Source organism: Lacticaseibacillus parakribbianus, from assembly GCF_025490915.1.
Classification (GTDB): domain Bacteria; phylum Bacillota; class Bacilli; order Lactobacillales; family Lactobacillaceae; genus Lacticaseibacillus; species Lacticaseibacillus parakribbianus.
Map to the genome: position 1 here is coordinate 303,289 of NZ_JANQBA010000002.1, position 20,215 is coordinate 323,503.

At 57.7% G+C, this 20,215-nt stretch carries 22 protein-coding genes, 9 tRNA genes and 1 rRNA gene; 1 reads left to right on the top strand and 31 read right to left on the bottom strand.

The genetic code is table 11. The features are described from left to right. Positions 1–3: 3 nt before the first annotated feature. The 17 genes from rplF to rpsJ are packed head-to-tail and all read right to left on the bottom strand — an operon-like array spanning position 4 to position 7,531. Positions 4–534, bottom strand: coding sequence for a 50S ribosomal protein L6 (rplF, locus tag NUH19_RS03355; RefSeq protein ID WP_262315147.1), 531 nt, complete (start codon positions 532–534; stop codon positions 4–6). Positions 535–564: 30 nt separating this feature from the next. Continuing rightward, the gene (rpsH, locus tag NUH19_RS03360; protein WP_262315148.1) at positions 565–963 is read right to left on the bottom strand and encodes a 30S ribosomal protein S8; all 399 of its coding nucleotides are present in this window, start codon (positions 961–963) and stop codon (positions 565–567) included. A gap of 29 nt (positions 964–992) precedes the next feature. After that, positions 993–1,178, bottom strand: coding sequence for a type Z 30S ribosomal protein S14 (locus tag NUH19_RS03365; protein ID WP_054717680.1), 186 nt, complete (start codon positions 1,176–1,178; stop codon positions 993–995). 12 nt (positions 1,179–1,190) lie between these two features. After that, on the bottom strand, positions 1,191–1,733 hold the full coding sequence (gene rplE, locus NUH19_RS03370; RefSeq protein ID WP_262315149.1) for a 50S ribosomal protein L5: 543 nt from the start codon (positions 1,731–1,733) through the stop codon (positions 1,191–1,193). 24 nt (positions 1,734–1,757) lie between these two features. Continuing rightward, the gene (rplX, locus tag NUH19_RS03375) at positions 1,758–2,069 is read right to left on the bottom strand and encodes a 50S ribosomal protein L24 (protein WP_262315150.1); all 312 of its coding nucleotides are present in this window, start codon (positions 2,067–2,069) and stop codon (positions 1,758–1,760) included. A 24-nt stretch (positions 2,070–2,093) separates the two neighbouring features. Continuing rightward, positions 2,094–2,462 (bottom strand): 50S ribosomal protein L14, encoded by a 369-nt coding sequence (rplN, locus tag NUH19_RS03380; RefSeq protein WP_262315151.1) that lies wholly within the window; start codon positions 2,460–2,462, stop codon positions 2,094–2,096. A 30-nt stretch (positions 2,463–2,492) separates the two neighbouring features. Beyond that, positions 2,493–2,756, bottom strand: coding sequence for a 30S ribosomal protein S17 (rpsQ, locus tag NUH19_RS03385; protein ID WP_225046470.1), 264 nt, complete (start codon positions 2,754–2,756; stop codon positions 2,493–2,495). A 20-nt stretch (positions 2,757–2,776) separates the two neighbouring features. Continuing rightward, the gene (rpmC, locus tag NUH19_RS03390) at positions 2,777–2,971 is read right to left on the bottom strand and encodes a 50S ribosomal protein L29 (RefSeq protein WP_225046469.1); all 195 of its coding nucleotides are present in this window, start codon (positions 2,969–2,971) and stop codon (positions 2,777–2,779) included. Then, complete coding sequence (gene rplP / locus NUH19_RS03395) at positions 2,961–3,395, bottom strand: 50S ribosomal protein L16 (protein ID WP_262315152.1); 435 nt, start codon at positions 3,393–3,395, stop codon at positions 2,961–2,963. Before rplP ends, rpmC begins: the two co-directional genes overlap by 11 nt. A 3-nt stretch (positions 3,396–3,398) precedes the next feature. Continuing rightward, positions 3,399–4,061 carry a 30S ribosomal protein S3 gene (rpsC, locus tag NUH19_RS03400; protein ID WP_262315153.1) on the bottom strand — a complete coding sequence of 221 codons (663 nt, stop codon included), beginning with the start codon at positions 4,059–4,061 and terminating at the stop codon, positions 3,399–3,401. A gap of 13 nt (positions 4,062–4,074) precedes the next feature. Beyond that, positions 4,075–4,428, bottom strand: a complete 354-nt coding sequence (rplV, locus tag NUH19_RS03405) for a 50S ribosomal protein L22 (protein ID WP_225046466.1) — start codon at positions 4,426–4,428, stop codon at positions 4,075–4,077. Positions 4,429–4,442: 14 nt separating this feature from the next. Further along, positions 4,443–4,724 carry a 30S ribosomal protein S19 gene (gene rpsS / locus NUH19_RS03410; protein ID WP_225046465.1) on the bottom strand — a complete coding sequence of 94 codons (282 nt, stop codon included), beginning with the start codon at positions 4,722–4,724 and terminating at the stop codon, positions 4,443–4,445. A gap of 39 nt (positions 4,725–4,763) precedes the next feature. Further along, positions 4,764–5,603: a 50S ribosomal protein L2 gene (rplB, locus tag NUH19_RS03415; protein ID WP_225046464.1), complete on the bottom strand. Its 840-nt coding sequence runs from the start codon at positions 5,601–5,603 to the stop codon at positions 4,764–4,766. Positions 5,604–5,633: 30 nt separating this feature from the next. Then, positions 5,634–5,918: a 50S ribosomal protein L23 gene (gene rplW, locus NUH19_RS03420; RefSeq protein ID WP_262315154.1), complete on the bottom strand. Its 285-nt coding sequence runs from the start codon at positions 5,916–5,918 to the stop codon at positions 5,634–5,636. Beyond that, positions 5,918–6,541 carry a 50S ribosomal protein L4 gene (rplD, locus tag NUH19_RS03425; RefSeq protein WP_262315155.1) on the bottom strand — a complete coding sequence of 208 codons (624 nt, stop codon included), beginning with the start codon at positions 6,539–6,541 and terminating at the stop codon, positions 5,918–5,920. The genes rplW and rplD overlap by 1 nt, the downstream gene beginning before the upstream one ends. A gap of 22 nt (positions 6,542–6,563) precedes the next feature. Further along, entirely contained in the window at positions 6,564–7,199 is a 636-nt protein-coding gene (rplC, locus tag NUH19_RS03430) for a 50S ribosomal protein L3 (RefSeq protein WP_262315156.1), read from the bottom strand. Between the two features lie 23 nt (positions 7,200–7,222). Then, positions 7,223–7,531 carry a 30S ribosomal protein S10 gene (rpsJ, locus tag NUH19_RS03435; RefSeq protein WP_003567567.1) on the bottom strand — a complete coding sequence of 103 codons (309 nt, stop codon included), beginning with the start codon at positions 7,529–7,531 and terminating at the stop codon, positions 7,223–7,225. Between the two features lie 352 nt (positions 7,532–7,883). Between rpsJ and NUH19_RS03440 the strand changes: the two genes are divergently transcribed. Beyond that, positions 7,884–8,432, top strand: coding sequence for a cysteine hydrolase family protein (locus tag NUH19_RS03440; protein ID WP_262315157.1), 549 nt, complete (start codon positions 7,884–7,886; stop codon positions 8,430–8,432). Positions 8,433–8,551: 119 nt separating this feature from the next. On the opposite strand, the gene rpoC is transcribed toward NUH19_RS03440, so the two are convergent. The 14 genes from rpoC to rrf all read right to left on the bottom strand — a co-directional run bounded on the left by rpoC (position 8,552) and on the right by rrf (position 20,211). Continuing rightward, on the bottom strand, positions 8,552–12,229 hold the full coding sequence (gene rpoC / locus NUH19_RS03445; protein ID WP_262315158.1) for a DNA-directed RNA polymerase subunit beta': 3,678 nt from the start codon (positions 12,227–12,229) through the stop codon (positions 8,552–8,554). Positions 12,230–12,241: 12 nt separating this feature from the next. Next, positions 12,242–15,823 carry a DNA-directed RNA polymerase subunit beta gene (gene rpoB / locus NUH19_RS03450; RefSeq protein WP_262315159.1) on the bottom strand — a complete coding sequence of 1,194 codons (3,582 nt, stop codon included), beginning with the start codon at positions 15,821–15,823 and terminating at the stop codon, positions 12,242–12,244. Between the two features lie 218 nt (positions 15,824–16,041). Continuing rightward, positions 16,042–18,522: an ATP-dependent Clp protease ATP-binding subunit gene (locus NUH19_RS03455; RefSeq protein WP_262315160.1), complete on the bottom strand. Its 2,481-nt coding sequence runs from the start codon at positions 18,520–18,522 to the stop codon at positions 16,042–16,044. Between the two features lie 157 nt (positions 18,523–18,679). Continuing rightward, positions 18,680–19,147, bottom strand: a complete 468-nt coding sequence (locus NUH19_RS03460; protein WP_262315161.1) for a CtsR family transcriptional regulator — start codon at positions 19,145–19,147, stop codon at positions 18,680–18,682. A 117-nt stretch (positions 19,148–19,264) separates the two neighbouring features. Then, a tRNA-Pro gene (locus tag NUH19_RS03465) sits at positions 19,265–19,338 on the bottom strand. A gap of 4 nt (positions 19,339–19,342) precedes the next feature. Beyond that, positions 19,343–19,414, bottom strand: a tRNA-Gly gene (locus NUH19_RS03470). Positions 19,415–19,450: 36 nt separating this feature from the next. Continuing rightward, a tRNA-Arg gene (locus NUH19_RS03475) sits at positions 19,451–19,524 on the bottom strand. 15 nt (positions 19,525–19,539) lie between these two features. After that, positions 19,540–19,625, bottom strand: a tRNA-Leu gene (locus NUH19_RS03480). Between the two features lie 11 nt (positions 19,626–19,636). Beyond that, positions 19,637–19,708 (bottom strand) — tRNA-Gly (locus NUH19_RS03485). Between the two features lie 15 nt (positions 19,709–19,723). Further along, positions 19,724–19,796 (bottom strand) — tRNA-Thr (locus NUH19_RS03490). Positions 19,797–19,799: 3 nt separating this feature from the next. Further along, positions 19,800–19,881, bottom strand: a tRNA-Leu gene (locus NUH19_RS03495). Positions 19,882–19,902: 21 nt separating this feature from the next. Further along, positions 19,903–19,975 (bottom strand) — tRNA-Lys (locus NUH19_RS03500). 37 nt (positions 19,976–20,012) lie between these two features. Further along, positions 20,013–20,085, bottom strand: a tRNA-Val gene (locus tag NUH19_RS03505). Between the two features lie 9 nt (positions 20,086–20,094). Continuing rightward, a 5S ribosomal RNA gene (rrf, locus tag NUH19_RS03510) occupies positions 20,095–20,211 on the bottom strand. Positions 20,212–20,215: the final 4 nt, after the last annotated feature.

A 20,215-nucleotide genomic window follows, 5' to 3' on the forward strand; every position in this document is an offset into this window, starting at 1 on the left:
CGACTACTTACCGGTCTTACCTTCCTGACGACGGACGTATTCGTCAACGTAACGAATACCCTTGCCCTTGTAAGGTTCTGGGGAACGAACGGCGCGGATTTCGGCTGCGAACTGACCCACAACCTGCTTGGAAATCCCGGACACGTTGATTTCGGTGTTGCTTGGCACATCGAATTCAACGCCGGCAGGGGCTTCCATCTCGACCGGGTGGGAGTAACCGACGGCCAGGACCAGCTTAGCACCTTGCTTTTGGGCACGGTAGCCGACCCCGACGAGCTTCAGCTTCTTGACGAAGCCTTCGGTCACGCCGACGATCATGTTGTTCAGGTTCGCACGCATCGTGCCGTGCATCGCCTTCCAGGAATCATCCGGGCGCGTGAAAGTAATTTCTGCGCCTTCCTGGTGCATTTCGATTTCAGGCGCAAAGTGGCGAGTCAATTCGCCCTTAGGACCCTTAACGGTGATGTTCTCGCCGTCGGCAGTGATGGTGACACCAGCTGGGACGGTGATTGCTTTATTACCAATACGACTCACTTGTAGGCACCTCCTTTTGAATTGTTTGTCTTACCAGACGTACGCGAGCACTTCGCCGCCAACGTTCTTCGCGCGGGCTTCTTTGTCAGTGATGACGCCTTCTGGAGTGGAAAGGATCGCGATGCCCAGGCCGTTCAATACCTTCGGCACTTCGTTTGCCTTCACGTATGAACGCAGACCAGGCTTGGAGATCCGCTTCAAGCCGGAGATGACGCGTTCGTTGTTCTTCCCGTACTTCAGGAAGAGGCGGATCACGCCTTGCTTGTCGTCTTCGATGACTTCGTAATCACGAATGAAGCCTTCGGACTTAAGGATCTCGGAAATGTTGATTTTCATCTTAGATGCAGGTACGACCAGGGATTCGTGACGAACCATGTTGGCGTTACGGATCCGGGTCAAGTAATCTGCGATTGGATCGGTCAAGACCATTGATTTAACCTCCTTTGACTTGTGGTTGTTTACCAGCTAGCTTTGCGCATACCTGGGATTTGACCGGCATGTGCTAATTCACGAAGGCAAATCCGGCAGAGTTTGAATTTACGGTAGACGGAATGCGGACGGCCACAACGTTGGCAGCGTGTGTATTCTTGCACTGCGAACTTTGCAGGCCGATTGTTCTTCACGATCATTGACTTCTTAGCCAAGTGTGTCCCTCCTTATTTGGCGAATGGCATCCCAAGCTTGGAAAGCAGCTCGAGTGCTTCTTCATCGGTGTTAGCAGTCGTGACGATGACAACGTCAAGACCCCGAACGTGGTTAACCTTGTCGTAATCCACTTCAGGGAAGATCAGTTGTTCCTTAACCCCAAGCGTGTAGTTCCCACGCCCGTCGAAGGACTTCGCGGAGATACCGTGGAAGTCACGAACTCGAGGCAAGGAAACGTTGATCAGCTTGTCAAGGAAGTCGTACATGCGTTCACCGCGCAGGGTAACCTTGGCACCGATAGCCATGCCTTCACGCAGGCGGAAGTTCGCGATGGACTTCTTGGCCTTGGTGATCAAAGGCTGCTGACCGGAGATGAGCTTCAGCTCGGCAACGGCTTCGTCAAGGTTCTTGGCGTTTTGGGTCGCGTCGCCGACACCCATGTTCAGGACGATTTTTTCGACCTTAGGGGTCTGCATCGTGCTCTTGTAGCTGAATTTCTCAACCAGAGCAGGCGCGATCTCAGTGTTGTAGCGTTCTTGTAAACGGTTGGTCATGCGAGTTTAGTCCTCCTTTCTGAATTACTTTTCGATTGCGGAACCGGACTTCTTGGCGATCCGCACTTTTTTACCATCTTTAACGGCGGAACCGATGCGCGTTGGCTTATCGGATTCCGGGTCAAGCAGCATCACGTTGGACACGTGAATCGCTGCTTCCTTGTCGATAATGCCGCCCTGAGGGTTGGCATTGTTTGGCTTTTGGTGCTTCTTGATCATGTTGACGCCTTCGACAATGACCTTGTCTGCGTTGAGCAGAACCTTGGTCACCGTCCCTGTCTTGCCGGCATCTTTACCGCGCATGACCCGCACTTTGTCACCAGTTTTGATTTTCATGTTTCGCACCTCCTATTGGTCAGATTACAGAACTTCGGGCGCTAAGGAAACGATCTTCATGAAATCGCCGTCACGCAGCTCACGTGCGACTGGTCCAAAGATACGAGTCCCCTTTGGGCTCTTGTCGGCGTTGATGATGACAGCCGCGTTCTCGTCAAACTTGATGTAGGAGCCGTCTGCACGACGCGCACCGGACTTGGTGCGGACGATGACAGCCTTCACAACATCAGCCTTCTTGACAACGCCACCTGGTGTAGCTTGTTTTACAGTTGCCACAACGATGTCACCGATGTTACCGGTCTTGCGGTAGGAACCGCCAAGCACTTTGATGACAAGTAATTCGCGGGCACCGGAGTTGTCCGCCACTTTAAGACGACTTTCTTGTTGAATCACGGGTTGGTCCTCCTTTCGTCTCGATCTCGATTAGATACGAACTGCCTTTTCGACAACGTTCAATAAACGGAAACGCTTGTTGCGAGACATCGGACGAGTTTCCATGATGCGGACCAAGTCGCCGGTCTTAGCGGTGTTTTCCTCATCGTGGGCGTAGTACTTCTTTGAGTACTTCACACGCTTGCCGTATACCGGGTGAGTCTTAGTCGTCTTGACTTCGACGGTAATGGTCTTGTCCATTTTGTCCGAAACGACGCGGCCTTGATAAACTTTACGAGAATTACGTTCTTCCAAGGTGATTGTCTCCTTTCCGATTATTTGTTGAGTTCTTGCTGCCGAAGGACCGTTTTGATCCGTGCGATGTTGTGACGCACTTGCTTCAAGCGAGCAGTGTTTTCAAGCTGACCAGTTGCTTGTTGGAAGCGCAGGTTGAAAAGTTCTTCTTTGTACTGCTTTTCCTTTTCGAGCATCTCAGCAGCGCTTAATGCCGTAATTTCCTTAGCCTTCATTAGATTGCTCACCTACTTCCTCGCGTTTCACGATCTTGGTGCGAACCGGGAGTTTGGTCGATGCCAGGCGCAGTGCTTCCTTGGCAACTTCTTCAGGAACTCCAGCAACTTCGAACATGATCTTTTCGCGCTTAACAACTGCGACCCAGCCGGATGGCGCACCCTTACCATTACCCATGCGGACCCCAACACCCTTACTGGTGTAGGACTTTTGAGGGAAAATGCGGATCCAAACCTTCCCGCCACGCTTCATGTAACGAGTCATCGCGACACGAGCGGCTTCGATCTGGCGGTTGGAGATCCAGTGGGATTCCAGGGCTTCCAGACCGTATTCACCAAAGCTGACTTCCTTGCCACCCTTGGCTGCACCGCGCATCTTGCCGCGGAATTCGCGACGGTGCTTAACACGCTTAGGTACTAACATTGGTTATTTCCCTCCTTTCGCTTGAGGACGGTTAGGCTTATCAGGCAGCACTTCGCCCCGGTAGATCCAGGTCTTGATGCCGATCTGGCCGTACGTCGTCGTCGCTTCTTCCCATGCGTAGTCGATGTCGGCACGCAGGGTGTGCAAAGGCACGGTGCCTTCGGAGTAGTGCTCACGACGGGCAATATCCGCACCGTTCAAGCGACCAGCAGCCTGGGTCTTGATGCCCTTGGCGCCGGAACGCATGGTGCGTTGCATCGCCTGCTTCATCGCGCGGCGGAAGGCCACACGCTGTTCAAGCTGAGCGGCGATGCTTTCGCCAACCAGCTTGGCGTCCAAGTCAGGCTTTTTGATTTCGACGATGTTGATGTGAACCTTGCGGCCGGTCAAGTCGTTGAGCTGCTTGCGCAGACTTTCAACTTGGGCACCGCCCTTGCCGATCACCATGCCAGGCTTGGCAGTGTGAATGGAAATGTTCACGCGGTTTGCAGCGCGTTCGATTTCGATAGTCGAAACGGAGGCTTCTGCAAGCTTGTCGTTGATGAATTTACGGATCTTGATGTCTTCGTGAAGGTACTTAGCAAAGTCTTTGTCTGCGTACCACTTGGATTCCCAGTCACGAATGACGCCAACACGGAAACCGTTTGGATTGATTTTCTGACCCACGCGTTATCCCTCCTTATGCTTCTTTTTCGGCAACAACCACGGTAATGTGGCTGGTGCGCTTGTTGATCGGTGATGCAGAACCCTTGGCGCGCGGACGGAACCGCTTCAAGGTTGGGCCTTCGTTAACGTAGGCTTCCTTGACGTAAAGGTTTTGCGCATCTAAGTCAAAGTTATGTTCCGCGTTTGCGATAGCGGACTTGAGAACTTTCTCAACGAGCGGGGAACCCGCACGAGGCGTGAAGTCCAAGATCGCCAATGCTTCGGCAACGTCGCGGTCACGGATCAGGTCGATCACCAAACGCGCTTTGCGAGCAGCGATCCGAACCGTCTTGGCCGTTGCGGTTGCAGACGTAATTTGTTCAGCCATGAATATGCTCCTTTCTAGCGCCCTTTGGTCTTCTTGTCGTCCTTAGCGTGACCACGGAAGGTACGGGTTGGGACGAATTCGCCCAGCTTGTGACCAACCATGTCTTCGGAAACATAAACTGGGACGTGCTTGCGACCATCGTAAACGGCGATGGTGTAACCGATGAAACTTGGGAAAATGGTAGAGCGACGAGACCAGGTCTTGATGACGGTCTTCTTGTCGCTGTCCGCCTGTGCTTCGATCTTCTTCATCAGATGAGCGTCGGCGAAAGGTCCTTTTTTAAGACTGCGACCCATTGTGTGACCTCCTTTATTCGATGTGATTCAGTAAGTGGCTTACTTCGTCTTACGGTGACGAACGATGAACTTCTCGGACTTGGCCTTGTGATCACGGGTCTTCTTGCCGAGGGTCTTCTTACCCCATGGAGAAAGCGGAGATGGACGGCCGATAGGTGCCTTACCTTCACCACCACCATGCGGGTGATCGTTAGGGTTCATAACCGAACCACGGACGGTCGGACGGAAGCCCAACCAGCGCTTGCGGCCGGCCTTACCGATGCTGATCAGTTCGTGCTGTTCGTTGCCGACAGCGCCGATGGTCGCACGGTTAACAGCCAGAACCATCCGCACTTCACCGGAAGCCAGGCGAACCGTGACGTACTTGCCGTCATCGTTCTTACCCAGCAGCTGGGCAGAGGCACCGGCGGAACGGGCCAGTTGGCCGCCCTTACCAGGCTTGAGCTCGATGTTGTGAATCGTGGTCCCATCCGGGATGTTCTTCAGCGGCATTGCGTTGCCGACCTTGATGTCGACCTCTTCGCCGGAAACGATCTTGTCGCCAACGTTCAGGCCCTTAGGTGCCAGAATGTAGGTCTTGACCCCGTCTTCGTAGTGCAGCAGTGCAATGTTAGCGGTCCGGTTTGGATCGTATTCGATTGCCTTGACCGTTGCAACGACACCGTCTTTTTGACGCTTGAAGTCAATCGTCCGGTAGAATTGCTTGTGGCCGCCGCCACGGTGACGAACCGTGATGTGACCGTATGAGTTACGGCCAGCCGTGTGGCTCTGGCTTTCAAGCAGTGTCTTTTCAGGACGCGTCTTGGTGATTTCAGCGAAATCAGAGCCAGACATGTTACGCCGACCGTTGCTGGTAGGTTTGTACTTAATAATACCCACGCTTGTTCCCTCCTATGCTTATTATTTGAACTAGTCTTCGAAGATCTTGATTTCTTTGGAATCAGCAGTCAAGGTCACGATGGCCTTGCGGCGCTTGCGGGTGTAGCCCACGAAGTTGCCTTGACGCTTCTTTTTGCCCTTGACGTTGGCAATGTTGACGCTGGCGACCTTGACGTCGAAGATCTCTTCAACGGCACGGCGAACGGCGGTCTTTTCGACATGCAGGGCAACTTCGAAGGTGTACTTCTTGTCGTCCATGGCTGCCATGGATTGCTCGGTCACGATTGGGCGTAAAATGATGTCGCGTGCTTCCATTATGCGAGCACCTCCTCAATCTTTGAGAGTGCGGATTGGGTCACGATCAGCTTGCCGTAGTTGACAACGTCCAGGACGTTGACACCGTCAGCCGGGATCACCTTGACGTTCGGCAGGTTGCGGGCAGCCAAAGCTGCGTTGTCGTTGCCGGCTTCAAGAACGACCAGTGCCTTCTCGGAAACCTTCAGCGCGGAAAGCGCCGCGGCGAAGTCCTTGGTCTTCGGTGCATCGAAGTTCAGCCCGTCGACAACGACGAGTTCGGAATCGGTGACCTTCTGAGACAGAACGGACTTGATTGCCAGGCGGTAAGCCTTCTTGTTGATGCGGTAAGCGTAGGAACGCGGGTGTGGGCCAAAGACGATCCCACCGCCACGCCACTGTGGGCTGCGGATCGAGCCCTGACGCGCACGGCCAGTCCCTTTTTGGCGCCATGGCTTGCGGCCACCGCCGGAAACTTCGTGGCGGTTCTTAACTTTAGAAGTGCCTTGACGAAGGGAAGCGCGTTGCATCACAACTGCGTCAAACACGACGTTTTCGTTTGGTTCGATCGCCCAGATTGCATCGTTCAGTTCAACGGTGCCGTTCTCGGAGCCATCTTGCTTGTATAAAGTAACGTTTGCCATTAGTTATTGTCCTCCCTTCGTATTACTTGGTTGCTGCTTTAACAGCGGAACGGATCGTCACGAACGACTTGTTGGCGCCAGGAACGTTCCCCTTGATCAGGATAACGTTGTGCTCCAGGTCGGTCGAGATAACGGTCAGGTTTTGCATGGTGCGGGTGTGGTTACCCATCCGGCCAGGCAGCTTCTTGCCCTTGAACACCTTGTTGATGATGGCGCCAAGAGAACCTGGGCGACGGTGGTAACGAGAACCGTGAGCCATAGGGCCGCGAGATTGGCCATCCTTCTTGATGTTACCTTGGTAACCGTGGCCCTTGGAAGTACCGGTGACATCCACGATGTCGCCAGCAGCAAATTCGTCAGCCTTGACTTCCTTGCCTACTTCGTATTCGCTAAGCGCTACATCACGGATTTCCTTAATGAAGCGCTTAGGGGTCGTGTCCGCCTTCTTGGCGTGACCGACGCTTGGCTTGTTGCTAAGGATTTCACGCTTATCGCCGTAGCCCAGCTGAACTGCTTCGTAACCGTCAGATTCAACGGTCTTGACTTGCAGGACGATGTTTGGGGTCACGTCGATCACGGTAACGGGAACGAGTTCGCCGTTAGCGGTGAAAACTTGCGTCATGCCAATTTTCTTACCTAAGATTCCTTTACGTGTCATGGGTACACCTCCAATACTATAAATTATAATTTGATTTCGATGTCAACGCCGCTTGGCAGATCGAGCTTCATCAGCGCGTCAACGGTCTTGGGCGTCGGGTTAACGATGTCGATCAGGCGCTTGTGGGTGCGCATTTCGAACTGTTCCCGAGAGTCCTTGTACTTATGCGGCGAACGCAGCACCGTGTAAAGCGTGCGTTCCGTCGGCAGAGGGATCGGACCTGAGATAGTAGCACCTGTGCGCTTGGCTGTCTCGACGATCTTATCTGCGGATTGATCTAGGATGCGGTGTTCGTAAGCCTTCAACCGGATCCGAATCTTTTGTTTTGCCATTGTGTGACCTCCTTCGTCTATTATCAGTTAGTAGACTAGCTCCGTGAAAATTTCCGCCACGCCGCCGTGGCAAAGCGGCCGGGCGTGTCGCAACCTCTCACATCCACGCTACCGTGGCCCAACACGAGCCAGAAGTGCATAGTAACCCACTAGATTACACAGCACTCTTGATAGTATACAGAAGCGGCCGCCAAAACGCAAGGTAAATCGCGGTGTTTCGCAAACTTTTTTGCCGGTCAAAGGCCGTCGCGCCGGCGTTAAGGCTGCCTGGAATGCACACGGTTTCACGAGCGTTAAGATGTCTTGACAACGCCCGGCTTTCTGCTACAGTTGGCAGCAGGAGGTGTTACAAATGCCAAAAGCCCTGTTGATTATCGATTACACCAATGATTTTGTCGCGGCGCAAGGCGCTCTGTCGGCCGGCGTCCCGGCTCAGGCGATTGCGCCTCGCATCGTCGCCTTGGCCGAGCAGTTCCGGGCGGCCGGCGACTTCGTCTACCTGCCCACCGATGTTCACACGCCGCACGATCCCTACCACCCGGAAAGCAAGCTGTTCCCGCCGCACAACGTTCGCGGCTCCTGGGGTCGCGAACTCTATGGGCCGCTCGCCCCGTGGTACACGGAACACCAAGCGGAAGCGAACGTCACGCTTTTCGACAAGACGCGCTACTCCAGTTTCGCCGGCACTCCGCTGGACCTGTGGCTGCGTGAGCGGCAGGTCACTGAACTCCATCTGGTCGGCGTCTGCACGGACATCTGCGTCCTGCATACGGCGGTCGACGCCTACAACCTGAACTACCCGCTGGTGATCCACCAAGACGCCGTGGCGACCTTCAAGCCCGGCGGTCAGGCCTGGGCCCTTGAGCACTTCAAGACTGTGCTGAACGCCAGCATCGTCTGAGCCAGGGCGAGGCCCAGACGCCACTGGTGGCCAGGCTGCTTAGGACGCGGCCGGCCAGCGGCCACGCAAAGAGGCACCGACAAGCGCATTGCGCTGGCCGGTGCCTCTTTTAGTGTCGCCTAGTCTTGAGTCGGGGTGTCGGTGTTGGCGGCAGCCTTGGCTGCCTCCTTGTCCTTCATCTGCTTTTCGATGTCGGCAATTGAGTAGACGCTGTCGGATACGGTGCCGACGGTCTTGGGTTCCATGTGACGGTAGGTCGCCATCCCGGTACCGGCCGGAATGATCTTCCCGATGATGACGTTCTCCTTGAGGCCGACCAGCGGATCGTTCTTGCCGCGGATCGAGGCATCCGTGAGGACACGGGTGGTTTCCTGGAAGGAAGCCGCCGACAGGAAGGAGTTGGTCTCCAGGGAGGCCTTGGTAATCCCGAGCAGAACCGGGCGACCGGTGGCCGGAATGCCCCCTTGAACCAGGGTCTGCTTGTTGCGTTCGGTGAATTCGGCGATGTCCAAAAGCGTCCCCGGCAAAATGTCGGTGTCGCCTGGATCCATCACGCGGATCTTGCGCAGCATCTGCCGCACCATGACCTCGACGTGCTTATCGCCGATTTCAACCCCCTGCATCCGGTAAACCTTCTGCACTTCGTTGATCAGGTAGTTTTCAGTCGAAATGACGTTTTGAACCTTAATCAGCTGCTTGGGGTCGATCGAGCCACCGGTCAGGCGGCCGCCGCGATCGATGTGATCGCCTTCGGCCACCGCCACGGAGGAGGCGTAAGGCACACTGTAGGTCCGGGTGTCGGTTTCGCCCTTCACCGTGATCTCACGCGTGTGTTCAGCCGGGTTCTCGTCGATGGCGGTGATTTCACCGTCAACTTCGGAGATGACCGCCAGCCCCTTAGGGTTGCGGGCTTCGAAGATTTCCTGGACACGTGGCAGCCCCTGCGTGATATCTTCGCCGCCGGCAACGCCGCCGGTATGGAAGTTACGCATGGTCAGCTGCGTACCAGGTTCGCCGATGGACTGGGCAGCGACGGTCCCGACGGCCTCGCCGACTTCGACCTGGGTGCCGGTAGCCATGTTGCGGCCGTAGCACTTCTGGCAGACACCGTGCTTGGTGTCGCAGGTGAAGACGGAACGAATGGTGACGGCCTCAACGCCGGCGTCGACCACGGCCTGGGCCGCGTCTTCGTCCATCAGGGTGTCCTTTGGCACGATGACGGCCTTGGTCTTTGGATCGTAAACGGTCTTTTGCGTGTAACGGCCGACCAGACGATCGTAAAGCGGCTCGATCATTTCGTTGCCTTCGCGGATCGCCGTGACCAGCAGACCGCGGTCGGTGCCACAGTCTTCCTCGCGAACGATGACGTCCTGGGCCACATCGACCAGACGCCGGGTCAGGTAACCCGAGTCGGCGGTCTTCAGCGCGGTATCGGTCATCCCCTTGCGGGCCCCGTGGGTGGACATGAACATTTCCATGACGGACAAGCCTTCACGGAAGTTCGACAGGACCGGCACTTCCATCATCCCGCCGTTTGGCGCCGCCATCAGGCCACGCATCCCGGCAAGCTGGGTGAAGTTCGAGATGTTACCACGGGCCCCGGAGTCACTCATCATGGAGATTGGGTTCGTCGGGTCAAAGGCGTCGATCAGCTTTTGCTGAATGTCGTCTTTGGCGTCGTTCCAGATCGTGATCACACGGTCGTGGCGTTCCTGGTCGGTGATGAGTCCACGACGGAACTGCTTGGACACGGTGGCGACCTTCTTGTGGGCCGCCTCAACGATCTCGCCTTTTTCAGGCAGGTTCGGCACGTCGGCCACGCCGACGGTCAGACCGGAGTGGGTCGCCTGGGTGTAACCCAGGGTCTTCATGTCGTCCAAGAGGTCGGAGGTCCGCTGCACCTTGTAGGTCTTGAAGACCTCCGCGATGATGTCGGACAAGAAGCCCTTCTTGAACGGCAGAATCAGCGGGGCATCGGTCAGGTAGGCGTCAAGGTCTTCACCCGGCTTCAGGAAGTACTTGTCCGGGACGCCGTTGACAATGTTGTCTTGGGTTGGCTCGTTCAGGTACGGGAAGTCGGCCGGCATGATTTCGTTGAAAATCACCTTGCCGACGGAGGTCACCATCAGCTTATTGCGCTGAGCATCCTCGAACGGCTTGTCCGGCATCGAGTTGACGGCGATGGCAATGCGGCTGTGCAGGTGAACGTAGCCGTTTTGCAGCGCCATCAGGACTTCGTTGGCATCCTTGAAGATCATGCCTTCGCCTTCGCGGCCCTTCTGCTCCATCGTCAGGTAGTAGTTACCCAAAACGATATCCTGGGAAGGCGTCACGATTGGCTTACCATCCTTAGGTGCCAGGATGTGGTGAGCGGCCAGCATCAAGAGCCGGGCCTCGGCCTGGGCCTCGTCGGACAGCGGCACGTGAATCGCCATCTGGTCGCCGTCGAAGTCGGCGTTGTAGGCTTCACACACCAGCGGGTGCAGGCGCATCGCCTTGCCGTCGACCAGGACCGGCTCGAAGGCCTGAATCCCCAGACGGTGCAGCGTAGGGGCGCGGTTCAACAGAACCGGCCGCTCCTTGATCACGTCTTCCAAAACGTCCCAGATGTCGTCGTCTTCACGGTCGATCTTGCGCTTGGCGTTCTTGATGTTGGAGGCCATCTCACGGGCGACCAGCTCGCGCATCACGAACGGCTTGAAGAGCTCAAGCGCCATGGAACGCGGCAGGCCACACTGGTAGAACTTCAGGGTCGGGCCGACGTCGATGACGGAACGGCCGGAGTAGTCGACACGCTTGCCCAGCAGGTTCTGACGGAACCGCCCCTGCTTCCCCTTGAGCATGTGGCTCAGGGACTTCAGCGGTCGGTTGCCCGGGCCGGTGACCGGACGGCCACGACGCCCGTTATCGATCAAGGCGTCGACGGCCTCTTGGAGCATGCGCTTTTCGTTTTGAACGATGATGTTCGGCGCGTTCAAGTCGAGCAGCCGCTTGAGACGGTTGTTGCGGTTAATTACGCGGCGGTACAAGTCGTTCAAGTCACTGGTGGCAAAGCGCCCACCTTCGAGCTGAACCATCGGCCGCAGGTCTGGCGGGATGACCGGAATCGTGTCCATGACCATCCAGGCCGGATCGTTGCCGGATTCCAGGAACGCGTCGAGGATGTCCAGACGCCGGATCGCACGGGTCCGCTTTTGGCCCTGGGCGGACTTCAGGTCTTCCTTCAGTTCGGCGACTTCCTTGGGCAGATCAACGGCCTGTAACAGCTCTTTGATCGCCTCGGCCCCCATCTTCGCATTGAAGACGTTGCCGTACTCGTCGCGCTTGTCGCGGTACTCGCGCTCGGTCAGCAGCTGCTTTTTCTCAAGCGCCGTGTCGCCGGGATCGATCACCACGTAGGACGCGAAGTAGATCACTTCTTCAAGCGCCCGCGGGGACATGTCGAGGACCAGACCCATGCGGCTCGGGATCCCCTTGAAGTACCAGATGTGGGAAACCGGCGCGGCCAGCTCGATGTGGCCCATGCGCTCGCGCCGCACCTTGCTGCGGGTCACTTCGACGCCGCAACGGTCGCAGACAATGCCCTTGTAGCGAATGCGCTTGTACTTCCCGCAGGCACACTCCCAGTCCTTGGTCGGCCCAAAGATTCGCTCGTCGAACAGCCCATCGCGTTCGGGCTTCAGCGTCCGGTAGTTGATCGTCTCGGGCTTCTTGACTTCCCCGTACGACCAGCTGCGGATCTTGTCCGGCGAGGCCAAGCCGATCTGCATGCTTTCGAATTTATTGACATCAATCAAAGGGCTAACCTCCTAGTGTTCGTCGTGTTGCTCGGTGGCGGCTGTGGCAGCCTCCTGGGCCTTCTTTTCTTCCTGCTGGGCGGCAAACTTAGCCAAGGCGTCGACGGATACCACGTCGTCGTCCTCGTCATCCATGTCGCGCAGCTCGATTTCGTTCTTGGCGGCGTCCAGCACCTTCATGTCCAGGCCCAAGGATTGCAGCTCCTTGACCAAAACGCGGAAGGATTCAGGCACCCCAGGCTTAGGAATCGGTTCGCCTTTGACGATCGCCTCGTAGGTCTTGACCCGCCCAACGACGTCATCGGACTTGTAGGTCAGGATTTCCTGCAGGGTGTAAGCCGCCCCGTAGGCTTCCAAGGCCCAAACTTCCATTTCCCCGAAACGCTGACCGCCGAACTGGGCTTTACCACCCAGCGGCTGCTGCGTAACCAGAGAGTAAGGCCCGATGGAACGGGCGTGGAGTTTATCGTCGACCATGTGGGCGAGCTTCATGTAGTACATGACACCGACGCTCACGCGGTTTTCGAACGGCTCGCCGGTGCGGCCGTCGTACAGGACGGACTTGCCGTCGGAGGCCATGCCGGCCTCCTTGACGGTGGCCCACAGGTCATCATCGTTGGCGCCGTCGAAGACCGGCGTTGCCACGTGGATGCCCAGCTTCTTAGCGGCCATCCCCAGGTGAAGATCGAGCACCTGCCCGATGTTCATACGGGATGGCACACCCATTGGCGAAAGCAGGATGTCGACCGGGGTGCCATCAGGCAGGAACGGCATGTCTTCTTCAGGCACAACCACGGAGACGGTCCCCTTGTTGCCGTGACGGCCGGCCATCTTATCGCCGACCTGAATCTTGCGCTTCTGGGTGATGTAGACGCGGACCATCATGTTCACGCCAGGCGCCAGCTCGTCGCCGGCCTCGCGGGTGAAGATGCGAACGTCTTGGATGATGCCGCCGCCGCCATGCGGAACCCGCAGGGAGGTGTCGCGAACTTCGCGGGCCTTTTCCCCGAAAATGGCGTGGAGCAGGCGTTCCTCAGCGGACAGCTCGGTAACGCCCTTAGGGGTGACCTTGCCGACCAGAATGTCGCCATCGCGGACTTCCGCCCCGATGCGGATGATCCCGAACTCGTCGAGGTCCTTCAGGGCGTCGTCGCCGACGTTCGGAATTTCGCGGGTGATCTCTTCAGGGCCGAGCTTGGTGTCGCGGGCCTCTGATTCGTACTCCTCGATGTGAATCGAGGTGTAGGCGTCTTCCTTGACCAGCTTCTCGGACAGCACGATCGCGTCTTCGTAGTTGTACATGTTCCAGGTCATGAAGGCGATGATCGGGTTTTGGCCCAGGGCCAGCTCGCCGTTCTCCATCGCAGGGCCGTCGGCGATGATTTCGTCGGCGTCGACCTTGTCGCCGAGGCGAACGATCGGGCGCTGGTTGTAGTTCTTGCCGGCGTTACTGCGCCGGAACTTCATCAGCTTGTACTTGTCCAAGGCGCCGTCGTCGCGGCGAACGCTAATCTCCTTGGCGTCGACGTATTCAACGGTCCCTGGGTGTTCAGCCAAAACGGCAATCCCGGAGTCGTGGGCGGCCTTGTACTCCATGCCGGTGCCGACAAGTGGCGCGTGTGGGTCGACCAACGGCACGGCCTGGCGCTGCATGTTCGCACCCATCAAGGCACGGTTGGAGTCGTCGTTTTCAAGGAACGGGATGCAGGCGGTCGCGACGGCGACAACCTGCTTAGGCGAAACGTCCATGTAGTCGATGTGCTCGGCGGTCGTTTCGATGTTCTCGTCCTTCTTACGAGCCAAAATGGTCTCTTCGGCAAATGCCCCGTCGTCGGTCAAAGGCGCGTTGGCCTGAGCCACAACGTAGTTATCTTCCTCGTCGGCGGTCAGGTAGTCGATCTTGTCGGTCACGCGGTGATCGGTCCAAGACACACGGCGGTACGGGGTTTCGATGAAGCCGTACGGGTTGACCACCGCGTAGGACGCCAGGCTGTTGATCAGCCCGATGTTCGGGCCTTCTGGCGTTTCGATTGGGCACATGCGGCCGTAGTGGGTGTAGTGAACGTCTCGCACTTCGTAGCCGGCGCGGTCACGCGTCAGACCACCAGGGCCCAAGGCAGACAGGCGGCGCTTGTGGGTCAGCTCGCCCAGCGGGTTGGTCTGATCCATGAACTGGGACAGCTGTGAGGACCCGAAGAATTCCTTGATCGAAGCAACGACCGGCCGGATGTTGATCAGCTGCTGCGGCGTGATGGTGGCGGTGTCTTGGATGGACATCCGCTCACGCACGACACGCTCCATGCGGGACAGCCCGATGCGGAACTGGTTTTGGAGCAGCTCGCCGACCGAACGGATGCGGCGGTTGCCCAAGTGGTCGATGTCATCGGTGGCACCGAGGCCTTCCTGCAGGTTCAGGAAGTAGTTCATGGAGGCGATGATGTCGGCCGGGGTCAGGTACTTGACCTTCTTGTCGATGTGGCCGTTGCCGATCAGGTTGATTTCCTTTTCGGGGTTGACCTGGGAGTAAACCTTGACCACCTGAATGGTCATCGGCTCGGTCACCACACCCTGGTCGGACGGCTGGTAGGTGACGGTCTTGAAGTCGTCACGGTCCAGGTAGCCACCGAGCGTGTCCATCACGTGGCGGTCGATCTTGTCGCCCTTGGCGGCGATCACTTCGCCGGTGTCGGGATCGGCCAGGGTCTCGGCCAAAGTCTGGCCCAAAAGCCGGGTCTTCAGGCTCAGCTTCTTGTTAACCTTGTAGCGGCCGACGTTGGCCAGGTCGTAGCGCTTTGGATCGAAGAACCGCGCGTAAAGCAGCGAGCGAGAGGAGTCCGCGGTTTTCGGTTCGCCTGGGCGAAGGCGTTCGTAAATGTCCTTCAACGCCTCGTCGGTGCGGGAGTCCTCGGTGTTCTTGTGAACGTCTTTTTCAAGCGTCAGCATCAGGGAGTCATTGTCGCCGAAAATGTTGATGATGTCCTGGTCGGCGCCAAAGCCCAGCGCCCGCACCAGCTCGGTCATCGGGATCTTGCGGGTGCGGTCGATCCGCACGTAGGCCAGATCCTTGGCGTCGGTTTCGTATTCCAGCCAAGCGCCGCGGTTTGGAATCACGGTGGTTCCGTAGGTCACACGGGAGTTCTTGTCGGTGGCGCTGTTGTAGTAGACACCAGGCGAGCGAACCAGCTGGGAAACAATGACCCGTTCCGCGCCGTTGATGATGAAGGTCCCTTGCTTGGTCATCAGCGGGAAGTCGCCGAAGAAGACATCCTGGGACTTGATCTCACCGGTTTCGTGGTTGGTCAGGCGCAGGGTGACGTGCAGCGGTGCGGAGAAGTTCGCGTCGTGCTGACGCGCCTCCTCAACCGTGTATTTTGGCTCAAGCAGCTGGTAATCGACGAATTCCAGCGACAGATTGCCTTGGAAGTCCTCGATCGGCATAATGTCGTCGAACATTTCCTTCAGGCCTTCGTCCAAGAACCACTGGTATGAGTTCGTCTGGATCTCGATCAGGTTGGGCAGATCGAGTACTTCTTTGATCCGGGAATAGGAACGGCGGGTGCGGTGCTTGCCGTAATTCACTAAGTGTCCTACCAAATTTGTTCACCCCTCATAGATTTACGGTACCGTCAAATATTACAGTTAGGTTACATCTGCTGGTCGGGCGGCGTTTTGAGCAAAAAAAAACGAAAAGTAGTCGTGCCGTGCCGCTACTTTTGCGTTTTTATTTGCGCTACGCCGGACAATAGATCGACGCAGCCACATCCTAACCGAAATGCAATTGCACTAATGGTACCAGATTCGGTGTTTGTTTGTCAAGCGTTGACCGGTTCCGCCGGTGCCGCCGGCCGGACGCCGAAGGTCAGCTTCCCCTTCTTGGCGCCGATGGTGATGGTGTCGCCGGCCTTGGCCTGGCCGGTCAACAGCAGCTCGGACAGCTCGTCTTCGACGTCTCGCTGCAACGCCCGGCGAATCGGCCGGGCCCCGTACTCGGGATCGAAGCCGGCCTTGGCGACCGCGTTAATGCCGGCCGGCGTGATTTTGACCGTGATGTCCTGGTCGGACAGGCGGTGCAGCACGTTTTTGGCCATGATCTTGACGATCTCGTGCAGCTCGTCCTTGTTGAGGCTGTGGAAGACCACGGTCTCATCGATGCGGTTGAGGAACTCAGGCCGAAACGCCCGGCGCAGCTCCTGCAGCATCCGCGACTTCATCGCCTTGAAGTCGCCAGCGCCGTTGACCGCCCCGAAGCCGACGCTCTTGTCGTCGCGCAGCGCGGTGGCCCCGATGTTCGAGGTCATGATCAAAATCGTGTTGCGGAAGTCGACGCGCCGGCCCTTGGAATCGGTCAAAAAGCCGTCGTCCAGCACCTGCAGCAGGATGTTGAAGACATCCGGATGGGCCTTTTCGACCTCGTCCAAGAGCACGACCGAGTAAGGCTTGTTGCGAACTTTCTCGGTCAGCTGACCGCCCTCGTCGTAACCAACGTAGCCCGGCGCCGCCCCGATCAGGCGACTGGTCGAATACTTTTCCATGTACTCAGACATGTCGACGCGGATCATCGCGTCCTCGGATCCGAACATCGCCTCGGCCAGGGCTTTGGCCAGCTCGGTTTTGCCGACACCGGTGGGGCCGAGGAACATGAAGGAGCCAATTGGGCGGGTCGGGTCCTTCAGGCCACTTCTGGCCCGGCGAATCGCCCGGGCGACGGCCGACACCGCCTCATCCTGGCCGACGACCCGCTCGTGCAGGACCTTCTCCAGGTTGACCAGCCGCTCGCTTTCTTTCTTTTGCATCTGGGTGACCGGCACCCCGGTCCACTGCGAGACGACCTCGGCCACGTCCTCTGGGGTCACCTGAACGTCGGTGCGAACGGCGCCGGCCTGGGTCGAGTCGGTCTCGAGCTTGGCGCGAAGCTTTTGCTCCTTCTCGCGGATGGTGGCGGCCAACTCGAAGTCCTGGTGCATGATGGCCTCGTTCTTGGCGGCAACGGTGTCTTGCAGCTTGGCCTGCAGCTTGTCGGCCTTGGTCGGCTTATCAGCCTCGTCCAGGCGAACCTTAGCGGCGCTTTCGTCGATCAGGTCGATCGCCTTGTCCGGCAGGAAGCGGCTGGCGATGTAGCGCGTCGACAGCACGACGGCCTCGTGCAGCGCCGCGTCGGTGATGGTCACCCCGTGATGCGCCTCGTAGCGCGGCCGCAAGCCCTGCAGAATCTGCTCGGCCTCGGCCGGGCTCGGCTCGTCGATCTGAATGGTGGCAAAGCGCCGCTCCAACGCCGCGTCCTTTTCGATGTACTTCTGGTACTCGTCCAGGGTTGTCGCGCCAATCAGCTGCAGCTCGCCGCGAGCCAGCGCTGGCTTCAAAATGTTGGAGGCGTCGATCGCGCCTTCCGCCCCACCGGCGCCGATTAGCGTGTGAAGCTCATCGATGAACAAGATGACCTGCCCGTCTTGGTAGATCTCGTCGATCACCTTCTTGAGCCGGTCCTCGAACTCGCCGCGGTACTTGGTGCCGGCAACCAAAGACCCCATGTCGAGCATCATCAGCCGCTTGTTCTTCATGTCGGCCGGGACCTGCCCGGCCACAATCTTCTCGGCGAAGCCCTCGGCGATGGCGGTTTTGCCGACGCCTGGTTCACCGATCAAAACCGGGTTGTTCTTGGTGCGACGCGCCAGGATCTGGACCAGACGCCGCACTTCCTTGTCGCGGCCGACCACGGGATCCATCTTGTTCTCCCGGGCCAGCTGGGTTAGGTCTCGCGCGAGACCATCGAGTGTCGGGGTGCCGGCGCTGGCTGCCCGGGCCGGCCGGGCGGCCGGGCCGCCCTTGTGCTTGGCCGGGGCATCCGAAATACCCATTTTCTTCAGCACCAGCTGACGGGTCTTGGCCAGACTCAGGTCCAGGTTCTGCAAGATCCGGGCCGCCAGGATGTCATCCTCGCGCAACAGGCCGAGCAGGATGTGCTCGGTGCCAATCTTCAAGGCGCCGAGCCGCTTGGCCTCGTCGCCGGCGAAGCTCAAAATCTCCTTGCCCTTAGGCGAGTATGGCAGGTAGGCGTCCTTGGCAGTGCTGCTGCCGGCGCTAGTGCCGTAGCCGGTGAAGCGTTCGATTTCGTCATGCACATCGGCCTCGGTGACCGACAGCTGACGCAGGGTCTTGCCGGCGATGCCCTCGGGCTCGATCACCAGGGCAATCAAAAGGTGCTCGGTACCGACGGCGTGGTGGTGGAAGGCCTTGGCCTGATCCTGCGCGATTTGTAAGACGTTTTTAGCACTAGGGGTGAATAAGTTGTCCATACGCAAACTCCTTTGATCCCTGGGATCGGTTCAACACAAACGTTCATCTACTATTAAGTCACAGTTCGCAGTCGCGGTGCAACCGCGGCGGTGCGGTGCGGCAATCCCGGTCGGGCAGCGCGGTTGCGCCAGCCGGACCGGGCGACCGCAAGACCAGCTAGCGGCCGTAGCGCAAGCTGTCAAGCAACGCCCGCATCAGCCTGGCTCGCAGCCGGCCCTCGCTGACCGCGTCGGGCTGGGCCAGTACCTGGGGACTCAGCACGTTGAGCATCGCGGTCCCGGTTTGGCGACTCACCAGCCCGGCCTCGTACAGCTGCTGTAGCATGCGCTGAGCCGCCGCGTCGCCCAGCGTCTCCGGCAACTTCTGAGCCATCAGGCACACCAGCGATTGGTCGGACAGCTGGCTGACCTTGTGAATGCGAATGTAGCCGCCGCCGCCACGCTTGCTTTTGACCACGTAACCCCGCTCCGGAGTGAAGCGGGTCTTGATCACGTAATTAATCTGGGACGGGACGCAATTGAACTGGTCTGCGACCTCGGCTCGCGAGATCTCGACCTGCCGCTCGGCCTGAAGCATCGCCTTCAGGTACTGCTCGATCACGTCCGACATGTTCTGCCCTTGCAATACGACACCTCCTTTGTCGAGAGTCTGACTAATCTTGACTTTCATTATAGCCATGGTTGGCCAAAAAAGCGAACGCAAAAAAAGATCGGCGTCTGCACGTCGATCCTTCTTGGCTTATCGGGAAAACGGGATTCGAACCCACGACCTCTACGTCCCGAACGTAGCGCTCTACCAAGCTGAGCTATTTCCCGATGAAGCGGAAGACGAGATTCGAACTCGCGACCCCCACCATGGCAAGGTGATGTTCTACCACTGAACTACTTCCGCATTACCGCTATTCAATTGCTTTCCGGCGAGCCGGAATGCACCCAGTAGGAGTCGAACCTACAACCTTCTGATTCGTAGTCAGACACTCTATCCAGTTGCGCTATGGGTGCGTATTAATATGACCATGCCGAGAGTCGGGTTCGAACCGACACGGTAATCACTTACCGCAGGATTTTAAGTCCTGTGCGTCTACCAGTTTCGCCATCCCGGCGGAAAGTGAAAAGCGGAAGACGAGATTCGAACTCGCGACCCCCACCATGGCAAGGTGATGTTCTACCACTGAACTACTTCCGCGAAATATTCAACTGCTGCCGACTAGAGGGTTCGAACCTCCGACCCCCTGTTTACAAGACAGGTGCTCTGCCAGCTGAGCTAAGTCGGCAAATGCGGGTGAAGGGACTCGAACCCCCACGGTATTAACCACTAGAACCTAAATCTAGCGCGTCTGCCAGTTCCGCCACACCCGCAGATTTCAATTCTAATGAAAATGAGCCGTGACAGGCTCGAACTGTCGACCCTCTGATTAAAAGTCAGATGCTCTACCAACTGAGCTAACGGCTCATGTGAATCAACTACTGATCCAATGCCCGTGGGGCACTGGAGGATACAGGGCTCGAACCTGTGACCCTCTGCTTGTAGGGCAGACGCTCTCCCAACTGAGCTAATCCTCCATAAATGAAGCGCGGCAGCTTCCTACCCTCGCAGGCAGTCACCCACCAACTACTCTCGGCGTTGAGAAGCTTAACTTCTGTGTTCGGCATGGGAACAGGTGTATCCTTCTCGCTATCGCCACCGCACTTC

Bases quoted from the DNA above. Each gene is read 5' to 3' on its own strand.
- rplE (WP_262315149.1), bottom strand. From the start codon at position 1,733: ATGACCAACCGTTTACAAGAACGCTACAACACTGAGATCGCGCCTGCT.
- rplW (WP_262315154.1), bottom strand. From the start codon at position 5,918: ATGGAAGCACGCGACATCATTTTACGCCCAATCGTGACCGAGCAATCC.
- rpsS (WP_225046465.1), bottom strand. From the start codon at position 4,724: ATGGGTCGCAGTCTTAAAAAAGGACCTTTCGCCGACGCTCATCTGATG.
- rplV (WP_225046466.1), bottom strand. From the start codon at position 4,428: ATGGCTGAACAAATTACGTCTGCAACCGCAACGGCCAAGACGGTTCGG.
- rplC (WP_262315156.1), bottom strand. From the start codon at position 7,199: ATGACACGTAAAGGAATCTTAGGTAAGAAAATTGGCATGACGCAAGTT.
- rpmC (WP_225046469.1), bottom strand. From the start codon at position 2,971: ATGAAGGCTAAGGAAATTACGGCATTAAGCGCTGCTGAGATGCTCGAA.
- rpsJ (WP_003567567.1), bottom strand. From the start codon at position 7,531: ATGGCAAAACAAAAGATTCGGATCCGGTTGAAGGCTTACGAACACCGC.
- NUH19_RS03455 (WP_262315160.1), bottom strand. From the start codon at position 18,522: ATGGACAACTTATTCACCCCTAGTGCTAAAAACGTCTTACAAATCGCG.
- rplP (WP_262315152.1), bottom strand. From the start codon at position 3,395: ATGTTAGTACCTAAGCGTGTTAAGCACCGTCGCGAATTCCGCGGCAAG.
- NUH19_RS03440 (WP_262315157.1), top strand. From the start codon at position 7,884: ATGCCAAAAGCCCTGTTGATTATCGATTACACCAATGATTTTGTCGCG.
- rplD (WP_262315155.1), bottom strand. From the start codon at position 6,541: ATGGCAAACGTTACTTTATACAAGCAAGATGGCTCCGAGAACGGCACC.
- rplX (WP_262315150.1), bottom strand. From the start codon at position 2,069: ATGAAAATCAAAACTGGTGACAAAGTGCGGGTCATGCGCGGTAAAGAT.
- rpsH (WP_262315148.1), bottom strand. From the start codon at position 963: ATGGTCTTGACCGATCCAATCGCAGATTACTTGACCCGGATCCGTAAC.